This window comes from Streptococcus sp. WB01_FAA12, assembly GCF_012843315.1.
GTDB lineage: Bacteria > Bacillota > Bacilli > Lactobacillales > Streptococcaceae > Streptococcus.
Genome location: NZ_JABAEX010000006.1, coordinates 1 through 13,061, shown reverse-complemented (window position 1 = coordinate 13,061; position 13,061 = coordinate 1). Strand labels below are relative to the sequence as shown.

Annotated in this window: 12 protein-coding genes and 1 pseudogene; 6 read left to right on the top strand and 7 right to left on the bottom strand. The window is 39.8% G+C overall.

What is annotated here, in order from left to right; all coding sequences use genetic code 11:
- Positions 1-25: 25 nt before the first annotated feature.
- From HF881_RS07345 to HF881_RS07335, 4 genes are all read right to left on the bottom strand, one after another.
- Positions 26-1,222: an argininosuccinate synthase gene (locus tag HF881_RS07345; RefSeq protein WP_000031901.1), complete on the bottom strand. Its 1,197-nt coding sequence runs from the start codon at positions 1,220-1,222 to the stop codon at positions 26-28.
- A 15-nt stretch (positions 1,223-1,237) separates the two neighbouring features.
- The gene (locus HF881_RS07340; RefSeq protein ID WP_093586168.1) at positions 1,238-2,044 is read right to left on the bottom strand and encodes an ABC transporter substrate-binding protein; all 807 of its coding nucleotides are present in this window, start codon (positions 2,042-2,044) and stop codon (positions 1,238-1,240) included.
- A 463-nt stretch (positions 2,045-2,507) separates the two neighbouring features.
- Positions 2,508-2,714: a hypothetical protein gene (locus HF881_RS10520; RefSeq protein WP_084925431.1), complete on the bottom strand. Its 207-nt coding sequence runs from the start codon at positions 2,712-2,714 to the stop codon at positions 2,508-2,510.
- A 481-nt stretch (positions 2,715-3,195) separates the two neighbouring features.
- The gene (locus tag HF881_RS07335; protein ID WP_084925429.1) at positions 3,196-3,924 is read right to left on the bottom strand and encodes a hypothetical protein; all 729 of its coding nucleotides are present in this window, start codon (positions 3,922-3,924) and stop codon (positions 3,196-3,198) included.
- Positions 3,925-4,081: 157 nt separating this feature from the next.
- On the opposite strand from HF881_RS07335, the gene HF881_RS07330 reads away from it, so the two are divergent.
- Complete coding sequence (locus HF881_RS07330; protein ID WP_093586172.1) at positions 4,082-4,945, top strand: helix-turn-helix transcriptional regulator; 864 nt, start codon at positions 4,082-4,084, stop codon at positions 4,943-4,945.
- A 50-nt stretch (positions 4,946-4,995) separates the two neighbouring features.
- Here the strand turns inward: HF881_RS07330 and HF881_RS07325 are convergent, their stop codons facing one another.
- Complete coding sequence (locus HF881_RS07325) at positions 4,996-5,622, bottom strand: LysM domain-containing protein (RefSeq protein ID WP_038804695.1); 627 nt, start codon at positions 5,620-5,622, stop codon at positions 4,996-4,998.
- Between the two features lie 240 nt (positions 5,623-5,862).
- On the opposite strand from HF881_RS07325, the gene sdaAB reads away from it, so the two are divergent.
- The 3 genes from sdaAB to HF881_RS07310 are packed head-to-tail and all read left to right on the top strand — an operon-like array spanning position 5,863 to position 8,066.
- The gene (gene sdaAB, locus HF881_RS07320) at positions 5,863-6,534 is read left to right on the top strand and encodes an L-serine ammonia-lyase, iron-sulfur-dependent subunit beta (protein WP_169446967.1); all 672 of its coding nucleotides are present in this window, start codon (positions 5,863-5,865) and stop codon (positions 6,532-6,534) included.
- 8 nt (positions 6,535-6,542) lie between these two features.
- Positions 6,543-7,415, top strand: a complete 873-nt coding sequence (gene sdaAA, locus HF881_RS07315) for an L-serine ammonia-lyase, iron-sulfur-dependent, subunit alpha (RefSeq protein WP_000500025.1) — start codon at positions 6,543-6,545, stop codon at positions 7,413-7,415.
- Positions 7,416-7,436: 21 nt separating this feature from the next.
- Positions 7,437-8,066 (top strand): HAD-IA family hydrolase, encoded by a 630-nt coding sequence (locus tag HF881_RS07310; protein WP_084925422.1) that lies wholly within the window; start codon positions 7,437-7,439, stop codon positions 8,064-8,066.
- Positions 8,067-8,161: 95 nt separating this feature from the next.
- On the opposite strand, the gene HF881_RS07305 is transcribed toward HF881_RS07310, so the two are convergent.
- A complete protein-coding gene (locus HF881_RS07305; RefSeq protein WP_125424959.1) occupies positions 8,162-10,012 on the bottom strand; it encodes a nucleoside-diphosphate sugar epimerase/dehydratase in 1,851 nt (616 codons plus the stop codon).
- Positions 10,013-10,093: 81 nt separating this feature from the next.
- Positions 10,094-10,924 (bottom strand): glycosyltransferase, encoded by an 831-nt coding sequence (locus tag HF881_RS07300; protein WP_125424958.1) that lies wholly within the window; start codon positions 10,922-10,924, stop codon positions 10,094-10,096.
- 222 nt (positions 10,925-11,146) lie between these two features.
- Here HF881_RS07300 and HF881_RS07295 point away from each other — a divergent pair, with 222 nt between their 5' ends.
- Together HF881_RS07295 and HF881_RS07290 are read left to right on the top strand one after the other, a co-directional pair.
- Positions 11,147-12,313: an MFS transporter gene (locus HF881_RS07295; RefSeq protein WP_125424957.1), complete on the top strand. Its 1,167-nt coding sequence runs from the start codon at positions 11,147-11,149 to the stop codon at positions 12,311-12,313.
- A 203-nt stretch (positions 12,314-12,516) separates the two neighbouring features.
- Positions 12,517-13,061, top strand: a pseudogene (locus HF881_RS07290) (hypothetical protein); the annotation flags it as partial.

The following is a 13,061-nucleotide window of genomic DNA, read 5'->3' as shown; positions in this document are numbered from 1 at the left end:
CCTGTCGTCCCTTTCTATCGCGTCACTACTCAACATTTTTCTGAACTTCTGAATAAACCTTAGTCGGAAGCCCCCAAAGCTTGATAAATCCAACAGCCGCATCTTGGTCAAAGGTATCTGCACTAGTATAAGTCGCCAAATTTTCATCGTAAAGAGAATTTGGAGATTTCCGAGCCACTACCTGAGCATTCCCCTTATAGAGTTTAACTTTTGCAGTTCCATTGACAACTTTCTGTGTCTCCTTGATATAGGCTATCAAAGCCTGAGTTGCTGGGCTAAACCACAAGGCATTATAGATGAGATTGGACAACTCATTTTCGATAATAGGTTTGAAATGAGCCACTTCTCTCACAAGAGTCAAGTCCTCAATCTCCTTATGAGCTGCCAATAAAGTCACAGCACCTGGGCACTCATAAATCTCTCTTGACTTAATACCGACTAGGCGATTTTCCACATGGTCAATACGACCAACACCGTGTTTGCCCGCAATTTCATTTAGCTTTTGAATCAAATCCGCCACTTTCATCTTCTCTCCATTGAGGGATATGGGCGCCCCGCAACTAAACTCAATGTCAATAAATTCTGGACTGTCTGGTGCCTCTTCTGGAGAAGATGTGATTCCAAACGCTTCTTCTGGCGCTTGGTTCCAAGGATTTTCCAAGACACCACATTCATTTGCACGTCCCCAAAGATTTTGGTCAATAGAGTAAGGATTGTCAAGGTCAGCTGGAACTGGAACGCCGTTTTCCTTGGCATATTGGATTTCTTCTTCACGAGACCATTTCCACTCACGAACAGGTGCAACTACCTTTAAATTGGGATCCAAAGCTGCAATAGAGACTTCAAACCGAACTTGGTCGTTTCCCTTACCTGTGCAACCATGAGCAATTGTGGTTGCCCCCGTCTGATGAGCTATTTCAACGAGTTTTTTTGAAATAAGAGGGCGACTCAGAGCAGATACTAAGGGGTACTTTTGTTCATAGTAGGCATGAGCCTGAAGGGCCACTAAAACATAGTCATTAGCAAATTCTTCCTTAACATCAATGACATAAGACTCTACAGCCCCAACCTTGAGAGCTTTATCGTGGATGAACTCCAAATCTTTTCCCTCACCCACATCCATACAAACAGCAATCACATCATAGTCTTTTTTTAACCATGTAATCGCAACTGATGTATCCAATCCACCTGAATAGGCTAAAATAACTTTTTCCTTACTCATTTCTCTTCCTTCTTTCTATTTTTCGATAGAGGCTTTAAAAGCATCGTCAATCAATTTGTCCAACTCCCCAGAATCCTTCAACTTCTGGATGGTTTTGTCAACCGCCTCTTTTAATTCTTTACTGTCTTTTTTCATCGCAACAGCGTAGGAATCTTCTTTGTCATTGTCAACATCAAACTCAGCGATGGCTAGGTCTGGATTATTCTCTACAAATCCTTTCGCCACTGGTTCCTCAAAGATAAGAGCATCCAGTTGCCCTGATTTCAAATCTGTTATCAAATTTCCATTTTTAGGAAGTGAAACGAGAGAAGAATTCTGCAAAGTTTCTTTGACCAAAGTCTCCTGGATAGAACCTTTCTGCGCTCCAACCTTTTTCTGAGCCAAATCCTTGACTGATTGGTAATTCGTTAATTCAGATTTTCTTACAATCACCTTATTTTTCGAAGTGTAGTAGGGAATTGAAAAATCGTAAACTTGACTTCTCTCCTCCGTTTTAGAAACACCTGATATGGCAAGATCGGCCTTGCCTGAATCAAGACTAGCTAGTACATTGTCAAAACTCATTGGAGAGAATTCCACTTCCACACCTAGCTCCTTTGCGATGGCTTTGGCTAGCTCAACATCTGAACCTACAATCTGATTTTTTCCATCGACCAATTTCTGGTATTCAAATGGAGCAAACTCTGGATTTAGGGCCACCACCAATTTTCCTTTAGCCTTAATGCCTTCAACACCTTGGGACTGACTGTTACTACAAGCAAATAATAAGGGAAACATAAGCAAACCAAACATCGTCATCAGCACCTTCTTTACTTTATTCATAGAAAACCTCCTCTTATTTTTATACTTTTAAATTGTATAAATAATACACTTATCAACCTCGTTTGTCAAGTCAAAACTGTATTTTATTCCACTTCAATCAAGAAAATTCTTATTATATGATATATTTTTACATATAATAAGCTTATTTATACTATTTGAGTTTTAAGACAATTTAAAACATTGCATTGAATTCATACAAAAAGATCATTCTGAAAAGATATTTACACTTTTTGTTCTAGCAAAACAAAAAAGAGTCCTAAAGGACTCTCAGAACGTAAACAAACCCTATCAGAGTTGCAAAATTGCTCTTTTGAAGGTTGGCTATTATATAGTAGAAACTCTTAGGAATGCTGATATAATGCTATTTTTAAGAGTTTTCTACTTTCTCTAGTAAAAGAAAAAGATTGAAGAAAATTGTCCAAAATGGACTTTTTCTTCAATCTGGACACTTTTCAAATCCAAACTATTCTTTATAGAAAAACTTCCTATAAAATCGAGCAATAGTTAAAATACAAACAAATATAATTCCCAAAATAGATAATACTATGTTCACAAAACTCATTTCAGAACCTATAACATAGATATGAAAAAGAGGGGCTAGTCCTACACATAGAGACAATAGATAACTAATAAATCTTATCTCACCAATTCCTGCAAAAAAATATTTCATGTAACGATTCTCCATTTGCTCCATTAAATCAGTTTTATTTTAGAGTAGCATAAAATAAGCAATCCTTCAATAAAAACCATTGGCGAAATACTATTCTAAAGCATTGATAGCTCAGATTTCTCAGAATAGAGCTGTCCAAACTATCGAACAGCTCAAATACATATATATCCATGCAATTCTAAACTTAGAATTGCTATAAAATAAATGTTTTATGAGTATTCTAGGTCTTTGACTGCTTAAAATTTTACGTTCTGAAGGATTCTAAAGCTAGAATAGCTCAAAAATCACGAGAACTAAGGTATTTGAAGCTTAAGAGTCATACGTTCTCCATAGGATTTCTCCATTCTTATTAAGCCTAATTAAAATGTATTCCTAATAAGTGATCGTCGACTGTGTTTATAGCACTTAGTTCCCTAGATAAGACTATTTCCCTTTATCATATCTGATTTTAAGCTATTCTAAGACTTAACCTATGTTTCTATTAATTACTATTTTTAAATAATTCGTATTCCTTTTCTTTGATAAATGGAACTGAAAAATTAGAGAAAAGAAGTAAAACTGAAAACAAATAGCCTGCTTTTTGAATCACTAAAAGATATCCTAAAAACAAGTAAACTATAACATCCAATGCGAAAAGAAAAAATATTCTCCTCTTCATTAAAGTACTTGTGTCAAATAATCTGATGAATAAAAATTTTATCGTAGTATCTACACAAATTTTTATCAAAAAGATAAGAGTCAGTACATGATTATCAACTGTACCATGAAGAATAAATGGAAATATGGTTAATATGAAACTAGAAATCTCTAAGTATTTTATCCGAGGAGATTGAGACACCTTGCTTTTGAACTGACTAATTTTTTTATATTCGTTAGTCAATTTAGTATCAAAATCTTTACCAATTAAATGAAAGATTGCTAACTCTAGGATAAAAACACTTATTAATACGATATAAGTGAAAAAACTTTCTGGGAAAAATTTATTGATTAAAATTGGGAAACTCATTAACAGAACCGAATTTATGGCTAGACAGATAGATACTATTTTATTTTTCACAGAATATAGAGGCAGTGATACTATTGAGTAGATAAAAGCTAAAAAAATAAGCAAAAAATACTCCGTGTCATTTATAATCCCCTTGAATGATAAAAATATATACATCCAACATACGATAATGTGTATTTTACGAATTTTATCTACACTACTCATCCTTTTTCCTCTTATCTTTGGTTCCATTTTTAAACTATGTCAACCTTTTTCACAGATTTATTTTAGATTTCTTTTTTACTTTTTATACTACTATGATACAATATTTTTAATCAATTTCAATTTATTGTTAACTTTTTTCACAAATAAGGAGGAAATCATGCGCTACGATTTTGGAAAGGTCTATAAAGAAATACGTGAGTCAAAAGGACTGACTCAGGAGGAGGTCTGTGGGGGTATTCTCTCAAGAACCAGCCTATCAAAAATAGAAAGTGGTAAGACAACTCCTAAATATGAGAATATGGAATTTCTTCTCTGGCAAGTCAATATGACCTTTGAAGAGTTTGACTATATCTGCCAACTTTATCAACCAAGTCAACGCACAGAAATTATGCAAACCTATCTCAATATGAGCTCAATCCTAGGGACTAGTGAACTCGAAAAACTATTTCAAAAATGTCAAGACTACCTCAAAACTCACCACGACCTCCCCATCAAAGAGATACGAGATATGCTAGAAATTGTCATTTATATCCGCCAAAATGGGACTAAAAAACTGTCAATCGAAGTTAACAATACTGTAAAGAAGCTATGGAGGAAGATAGAAAAGCAGGACATTTGGTACGAGAATGACTTAAAAATCCTCAATACCATTCTCTTTACCTTTCCTATAGAGCATATCCATCTCATCACTGGAAAAATCTTGCAACGCCTGGAAATCTATAAAAACTATCAACATTTATATGACTTGCGAATGGCAATCCTACTCAACCTTTCCACCTTATACTTGTACAATCAAGATAGAAACATGTGCCAACAAATCTGCTACACTTTACTGGAGGATGCCAAGAAAAAGAAGCACTACGATAGGCTTGCCATCTGCTATGTCCGTATTGGGATTTGTACGGATGATGCTAAACTTATCCAAAAAGGTTTCTCCCTTCTGGAACTAACCGATGAAACCTCCATGCTAGCTCATCTCCAAAAAGAAGTAGAGACCTATTATCAACCGAAGGAAATATAAAAAGTCGAGGAAATTCCTCGACTTTTACATATTATTCTGTTCGTTAGTTCTTAATACCAACCGTTGTTAAGCCAGAAGTTCTTAGCAGCTGTCCATGAACCGTAACGTCCTGCAACGTAGGCATCTGCTACACGTTCTTGGTTTTCAGCTGAGTAGTCACCGTTCAAGTATGAATCTGTTAATTGGTAACGTCCGATGTAACGTCCGTTTGTAGCTGTGTAGCTACCGCCTGATTCTTTTTGAGCGATCCATTCTTTAGCTTCTGCTTCAGATCCACTTACAGTTGAAGCTGTGTAACTTTCTTCTTCATAAGAAGTGCTGGTTGTAGCAGCTGGCGCTTCGTAAGTTGTTGTTTCAGTTATTTCTTCGTAAGTCGTAGTCTCTTCGATTGTTTCTCCTGTTGCAGCTGGGGCTTCATAAGTTTTCGCAGCTGGAGCTGTCCCTTCGATGACCAAAACTTGATCCACAAAGATCAGATGAATATCCTCTATCTTATTTTTTTCTGCCAATTTTTCAACAGTGGTGTTGTACTTCTCAGCGATTTCTGAAAGAGTGTCACCTGGTTTAACTGTATAAGTGATTGTTTCATCTGCAAAAGCAAGTGATGGTGCAAGGAAAGCAAGGAAAGTTGCTGCTCCTGCAAGAGTTAATTTGATTTTTTTAGTTGTTAATGTCATTTCTAAAAATTCTCCTTTTTACTATGCTTCTATCATACCGTTTGAATATTACCGTTTCTTGACGGTTTCGTGTAGAAATATTACAAAAATATTTTATATTTACTGAAACATTGATATTTTTGTCATAAAAGACAAGATTTTATACTATTTTTATCCATTTTTCCAGTTTTATAAGGGAAATAAGCACAGAACTTCATTCTTTGATATAATAGAAACAAGAATCTTTGTAAGGGGAAACAGATGCACTCACTTCGTTTTCAATCTGTCTTTGATATCATCGGCCCTGTCATGATTGGCCCATCAAGCAGCCATACTGCTGGAGCTGTTCGTATCGGAAAAATTGTCTCTTCCATCTTTAACGATACACCAACAGAAGTCGAATTCCAATTATTTAACTCATTTGCCAAGACCTACCGTGGCCACGGGACTGACCTAGCTCTCGTCGCTGGAATTTTAGGTATGGATACGGATGATCCCGACATTCCCAATAGCCTTGAGATTGCCCATAAACGCGGTATCAAGATTGTCTGGACCATTCAGAAGGACAGCAATGCCCCTCATCCTAATACCACTAAAATTACTGTGAAGAATGAACACAAGTCCATCAGTGTGACAGGTATTTCCATTGGTGGGGGAAATATCCAAGTTACGGAACTTAACGGCTTTGCTGTCTCTCTCAACATGAATACCCCGACCATCATCATCGTGCATCAGGATATTCCGGGTATGATTGCCCATGTTACAGAAGCCCTCTCTCGTTTCGATATTAACATCGCCCAGATGAATGTGACTCGGGAAAAAGCTGGAGAAAAAGCCATTATGATTATCGAAGTCGATAGTCGAAGTTGCGAAGAGGCGATTGAAGAAATCCGAAAAATCCCTCATCTCCACAATGTCAATTTCTTTAAGTAGGAGGAAACATGTTTTATTCTATCAAAGAATTGGTCGAGCAGGCGGATCTAGATTTCCAAGGAAATGTCGCAGAACTCATGATTGCAACAGAATATGAACTGACCGGCCGATGCCGAGACGAAGTTCTCCTCCTCATGGAGCGCAATCTAGAAGTCATGAAAGCCTCTGTCGAGCTTGGCCTTAGTGAAAACAAATCCCGTAGTGGCCTAACAGGCGGAGACGCGGCCAAACTAGACCGCCATCTCAAAAGTGGCAAGGCCTTGTCTGACTTTACCATCCTATCAGCAGCCCGTAATGCCATCGCGGTCAATGAACACAACGCTAAAATGGGCTTGGTCTGTGCCACTCCAACCGCAGGAAGTGCTGGCTGTCTACCAGCTGTTCTCACTGCAGCTATTCAAAAACTTGACCTCAGCCATGAAGAACAGCTCGATTTCCTCTTTGCTGCGGGTGCCTTTGGATTGGTTATCGCAAACAACGCTTCTATCTCAGGTGCTGAAGGTGGCTGTCAGGCCGAAGTCGGATCTGCCTCTGCCATGAGTGCCGCAGCCTTGACCTTGGCTGCAGGTGGAACGCCCTATCAGGCTAGCCAAGCCATCGCCTTTGTCATTAAAAATATGCTAGGTCTCATCTGTGACCCCGTCGCCGGTTTGGTTGAAGTTCCCTGTGTCAAACGCAATGCCATGGGAGCCAGCTTCGCCTTTATCGCGGCAGATATGGCCTTGGCAGGTATCGAATCTAAGATCCCTGTCGATGAAGTTATCGATGCCATGTACCAAGTCGGATCGAGCCTTCCAACTGCCTTTCGTGAAACGGCTGAGGGTGGACTCGCTGCCACACCTACTGGTCGCCGCCTACAAAAAGAAATCTTCGGAGAATAACCTCATCTAATAGGAGAAACTATGTCATCAATCTCAGCCATCTTTTTCGATCTAGACGGAACACTCGTTGACAGTTCTATCGGAATCCACAATTCCTTTACCCATACCTTTAAACAACTAGGAGTTCCGACTCCTGATGCCAAAACCATTCGTGGTTTCATGGGTCCACCGCTTGAAACTAGTTTTGCAACATGTCTTCCCAAGGAACAAATCTCGGAAGCTGTACAGATATACCGCTCTTACTACAAGGAAAAAGGCATCCACGAAGCCCAACTCTTCCCCCGAATAACGGAATTGCTTCGAGAACTTTCACAAAACTACCCTCTCTACATCACTACAACAAAGAATACTCCTACTGCTCATGATATGACTAAAAATCTAGGAATCCATCATTTCTTTGATGGCATTTACGGCTCTAGTCCTGAAACGCCACACAAGGCGGATGTCATCCGTTACGCCTTGCAGACGCATCAACTCCCCGCAGACAAAGTTCTCATCATTGGCGACACCAAGTTTGATATGATCGGAGCCCAAGAAACTGGCATTAAAAAGTTTGCTGTCACTTGGGGATTTGGAGAAGAGGCTGATTTGCTCAGCTATCAACCTGACTGGATTGCCCATACAATCGATGATATCATCAGTCAGCTATAACAAGCTAATAGCTTCAAACTACAGAGTAAAAAGACCAAGGTTCTGTCTATACAAAACCTTGGTCTTTGATTTATGATTAATTGTATGAGTCACTCTTACTCAATATGAGTTGTTTCATTTGCAAAGGAAATGATCGCTTCTTTAAGCTCATCTCCACTGAGTGAACGGAACTCCTCAATTTTCTGATTGATGGCTTCTAGTGGCATGACATTTACCTTACCAACGAAAATCTTGTCCATGACTTGGTTATCAACCAATTCGGTCGAAACCAAGAGTTCTTCATAGAGTTTTTCACCCGGACGAATACCGACTTCAACGATTGGAATTTCACTTTCCGTGTGCCCGCTTAGAAGGACCATTTTCTTAGCCAAGTCATAGATCTTAACTGGTTTGCCCATATCGAGGATAAAGACTTCTCCGTCCTTGGCATAAGCGCCAGCATGGATCACCAGACGGCTAGCCTCTGGAATGGTCATGAAGTAACGTGTCATACGGAAGTCTGTCACCGTTACAGGACCACCTTCAGCAATCTGGCGTTCAAAGACAGGAATCACGCTACCACGGCTACCGAGAACATTCCCAAAACGAACTGCACAGTAGGTTGATTTGCTACGTTGGTTAAAGCCAGTGACAATCAACTCCGCCACGCGCTTAGTTGCCCCCATAACATTTGGTGGATTGACCGCCTTGTCAGTCGAAATCATGACCATCTTAGGTACTTTGGCTGCATCAACAGCCTTGGCAACATTGTAGGTTCCGAGGATATTGTTCTTGAAGGCTTCTTTTGGATTGCGTTCCATCATCGGAACATGTTTGTGAGCAGCAGCATGATAGACAATGGCTGGTTTATACTGTTCAAACACCTGCAAGAGACGGTCATAATCTTGAATATCTGCAATAACAGGAACATAATCAATCCCTTGGAATGTACGGATCAATTCATGATAAACGAGGTAGATGGAATTTTCGCCATGTCCCAGCAAGATGATACGTTCTGGATTGAAGCGGCTAACCTGACGACAAATCTCCGAACCAATCGAACCACCAGCTCCTGTCACCAAGATAGTCTTGCCTGTAAGCTCTGCACCTAGGCGGGATTCGTCAAGACGAATTTCCTGACGCCCCAAAAGGTCTGTAATGTCAATTTTCTGGAAGCCACTACCTGGTTGGTGAAGCCCCTGAACAACTGTTTCAACCTTGGGCATCTTGTAACATTTGATACCAAGTTTATTACACATCTGCAGAATACGTTCGTACTCTGACGGATCAAGCGAAGGGATGGCTACGATGACGCGCTCGATTTGGTGGCGTTTGGCCAATTCAGGCAGATTATCATAAGAGCCCAAAACTGGGATTCCACCTAGTTTTTGCCCTTTTTTCTTTTCATCGTTGTCCAAAATCCCCACTAACTCGAGGTCACTAGTTGGGTGTTGGTAGCTATTCATAAAGAGGGCACCACCATCACCAGCACCAATCAAGAAGGTACGACGGTGCTCGCCATCCCCACTACCCTGCTTGCGCTTAGAATAAATCAACTGCCAAGTAATACGAGGGAGCAAGATCAGGAAGGTACTCAATAAAATAAAGAGTATGATGAACCGGATAGAAAATAGAGGAAGAAAAGCGTAGCAAAGTCCGTAAGAGACAATGCTGCTGACGGTTACGCCAAAAAAGATTTTTAAGAAATCTGTGATTTTACTATAGCGACTAATACTCGCATTGAGCCCCCAAAATCCAATCATGATTTGATAGAAGAGGAAGGCCAAACCAGTATAGATAACATAGTCCACAGGCGCTGGGTTAATCAAGCCATAAAAGAGAATGTAAGACACAATGATGGAAACCACCATACTAATAATATCAAATACACCCCAGAACACCTGCTTTTGCTGTTTATTTAAAATTTCAACCAGATCAATCACATAATCTGTTAGTTTTTTATTCATAGGAATTTACTCTTTCTTAAAAGAATGCAAATAAATATACTGTCATTATAACATCTTTTGGCTATTTTATCTTTTACAATACTATTTATTTTTTCTTAGTAATTTTACAAAAATAAACTGACGTACAAAACCTGGACAAAGTGCCACAACCGCCTGAATGGCAATGCTTTTCGCATATTCCATGTAGGAAATTTGGCCTCTTTCAAGCATGCGCTGACGAGCCTGGCGATAGAGTTTAAGGTAACGCAAGCCACCACGACGTTCAAACATCCCTGCACCGACACGAACCTTACACAAGATCTGATCGAGGTTTCCAGTCTTGGCACCTGCGGCAATCATATTGAGCCAGAGGAGATCGTCTTCCATATAAAGCCCATCTTCATAGTTGCCTGCCTTGAGAACCATATCCTTCTTGAACATGACAGTCATGTGATTGAAGGCACTTCTCATTCTTTGGTAAGCTACAATGTCTGCGTGCTGAGTAGGAACACGACGGTAAGAAACAATCTCGTCAGGATTGTCAATAAATTCTGCAATATGTCCACCTAAGAGGTCCAGATTTTCCTGCTCCATTAGTTGGACTTGCTTTTCAAAGCGGTCAGCTACCGCTATATCATCTGTATCCATTCGAGCGATGATATCGTACTGACACTGTAAAACACCGTATCGAAGAGCCAAACCCAAACCTTGATTTTCTTCTAAGGGGCAACGCTTAACTGGAATCTCTGACTGCGCTTCCACTTCATCTAGCACCTGATAGAGTTCGGGCGTGAGCGGCCCGTCCTCAACAAGAACAAGCTCACTTGGTTTCAAGGTCTGGTTTTGAATACTCTTGATAGCATCTCTCAAAAATGTCGGATTTTCCTTTACATAGACCGACATCAAGACGCTGATTTTTTGCTTTTCAGGCACAGTTTTTCTCCAATTTATAGATTTCCTTCCACTATTTTATCACAAAATTTCCTAGTTTCCTATTTTTATCTCAAATCAAGAAAAATTCTGGTAAAGAAATCTGTCCCCTTTAACTCTATTTTCAGTTAAATCGTTCTAGCTTTCTTAGCAGTCCTCTCCTTGACATTGTAAGAAAAAAACCTTAAAATAAGCTGTTATTAAAATCATCTTATCGAGGTTTTTATGAAAAAACAATCACTCTTTTTTGTTCTAGGAATTGTCTTAATCGGGACCATTTTACGCTCTCCTTTTACTTCTCTTCCAACTATTTTAGGGGATATTGCTCAGGGACTAGGAGTCGAGGTTAGCTCTCTTGGGATTTTAACCAGTCTTCCTCTCTTGATGTTCGCTCTTTTCTCTGCTTTTGCAAGTCGCTTGGCACAAAAAATTGGGTTGGAACACCTCTTCACATACTGCCTCCTCCTCTTAACTGTTGGATCTGTCATTCGGATTTTCAATCTTCCCCTTCTCTATCTAGGAACCCTGATCATCGGAGCGAGCATCGCCATTTTCAATGTACTCCTCCCAAGTATGATCCAAGCAAATCAGCCTCAAAAAATCAGTCTCCTAACAACGCTCTATATCACTGCCATGGGGATTTCAACGGCCATCGCTTCTTATCTATCCGTCCCTATCACCCAAGCTAGTTCTTGGAAGGGACTCATCCTCGTTCTCAGCTTTCTCTGTCTGGTCACTCTGCTAGTCTGGTTGCCAAATCATCGCCACAACCACCACCTAGAAAGCCAAAAAGAAAAGCAAGTCAAAGAGAATATTCTAAAAAGTAAAGATGTCTGGGCTATCATTATCTTTGGCGGGCTTCAGTCCTTGTTCTTTTATACAAGTATGACTTGGTTGCCAACTATGGCTGTTAGTGCTGGTCTTTCTAATAGCGATGCGGCTCTCCTCGCTTCTATTTTCTCACTGATTAGCATTCCTTTTTCAATGACTGTTCCAAGTCTGACGACTCGTCTATCAGATGGTCACCGTCGAATCATGCTGGCAATTATCTCTATCGCTGGGATGACAGGAATTGCCATGCTCTTATATCCAACCAATAATTTCCTCTACTGGTTAGTCGTCCATCTCTTGATTGGAACGGCCTGCAGTGCCCTCTTCCCCTACCTCATGGTTTGCTTTTCTCTTAAAACCAGTTCTCCTGAAAAGACCGCTCAGCTATCAGGACTAGCGCAAACAGGGGGCTACATCTTGGCGGCCTTTGGTCCTGCCTTGTTTGGTTATAGTTTTGAACTTTTCCAATCTTGGATCCCAGCTGTCCTTGCCCTTCTAGTCGTTGATATCATCATGACCGTCTCACTCTTTATGGTCGATCGGGCTGATAAGATACTTTAATTTTTCTAAAATACTTCTCAGATATAAACAATGCAAAGCCAGACTCTATCTGGCTTTTTAGGCGTTTCTATCAAGAAAAAGCGCCATCCATCTGTTAGCAGAAAGATGGCATTTTTGATATAATAAGATGTACAGAAACTAATTGTCATGTGAAAAATAAATTAGTTCATAAGATAGCTACTATTTTAAATGAGGTGTACAGAATGGATGAACAGAAATACAATTTGGATCAAAGTTTAGCAGAGTTAGATAAGCTCTTTGACTTATCAGCAAAGGAGACAGATAAGACTGCCTGCGAAGCTCTAGCAGAAAAAGCAAGAATAATTTATGAACAATACCCTGAATCAGAAGACATTGCGTTGCGGTATGCTAGGATTTTGTTCAATTTGTCAATCCAGCAGACTGAGTTAAAAGAACTGGAGGCTACTGTCGAAAAATTAGAGAAATTACAGCAACAATTCCAGGATTCGCCTGATATAGCTTTGCCGTATGCCATGATTTTGGTTAATTTATCAACCGAACAAACTGAGTTGAAGGAATGGAAGGCTACTGCTGAAAAATTAGAGAAATTACAGCAACAATTCCAGGATTCGCCTGATATAGCTTTGCCGTATGCCAGGATTTTGTTCGATTTGTCAACCGAACAGACTGAGTTGAAGGAACTAGAGACCACTGCTGAAAAATTAGAGAAATTACAGCAACAATTCCAGGATTCGCCTGATATAGCTTTGCCGTATGCCAGGATTTT

Excerpts from the sequence above, each read along its gene's own strand:
- HF881_RS07345 (WP_000031901.1), bottom strand. The coding sequence starts at position 1,222 with ATGAGTAAGGAAAAAGTTATTTTAGCCTATTCAGGTGGATTGGATACA.
- HF881_RS07340 (WP_093586168.1), bottom strand. The coding sequence starts at position 2,044 with ATGAATAAAGTAAAGAAGGTGCTGATGACGATGTTTGGTTTGCTTATG.
- HF881_RS10520 (WP_084925431.1), bottom strand. The coding sequence starts at position 2,714 with ATGAAATATTTTTTTGCAGGAATTGGTGAGATAAGATTTATTAGTTAT.
- HF881_RS07335 (WP_084925429.1), bottom strand. The coding sequence starts at position 3,924 with ATGAGTAGTGTAGATAAAATTCGTAAAATACACATTATCGTATGTTGG.
- HF881_RS07330 (WP_093586172.1), top strand. The coding sequence starts at position 4,082 with ATGCGCTACGATTTTGGAAAGGTCTATAAAGAAATACGTGAGTCAAAA.
- HF881_RS07325 (WP_038804695.1), bottom strand. The coding sequence starts at position 5,622 with ATGACATTAACAACTAAAAAAATCAAATTAACTCTTGCAGGAGCAGCA.
- sdaAB (WP_169446967.1), top strand. The coding sequence starts at position 5,863 with ATGCACTCACTTCGTTTTCAATCTGTCTTTGATATCATCGGCCCTGTC.
- sdaAA (WP_000500025.1), top strand. The coding sequence starts at position 6,543 with ATGTTTTATTCTATCAAAGAATTGGTCGAGCAGGCGGATCTAGATTTC.
- HF881_RS07310 (WP_084925422.1), top strand. The coding sequence starts at position 7,437 with ATGTCATCAATCTCAGCCATCTTTTTCGATCTAGACGGAACACTCGTT.
- HF881_RS07305 (WP_125424959.1), bottom strand. The coding sequence starts at position 10,012 with ATGAATAAAAAACTAACAGATTATGTGATTGATCTGGTTGAAATTTTA.
- HF881_RS07295 (WP_125424957.1), top strand. The coding sequence starts at position 11,147 with ATGAAAAAACAATCACTCTTTTTTGTTCTAGGAATTGTCTTAATCGGG.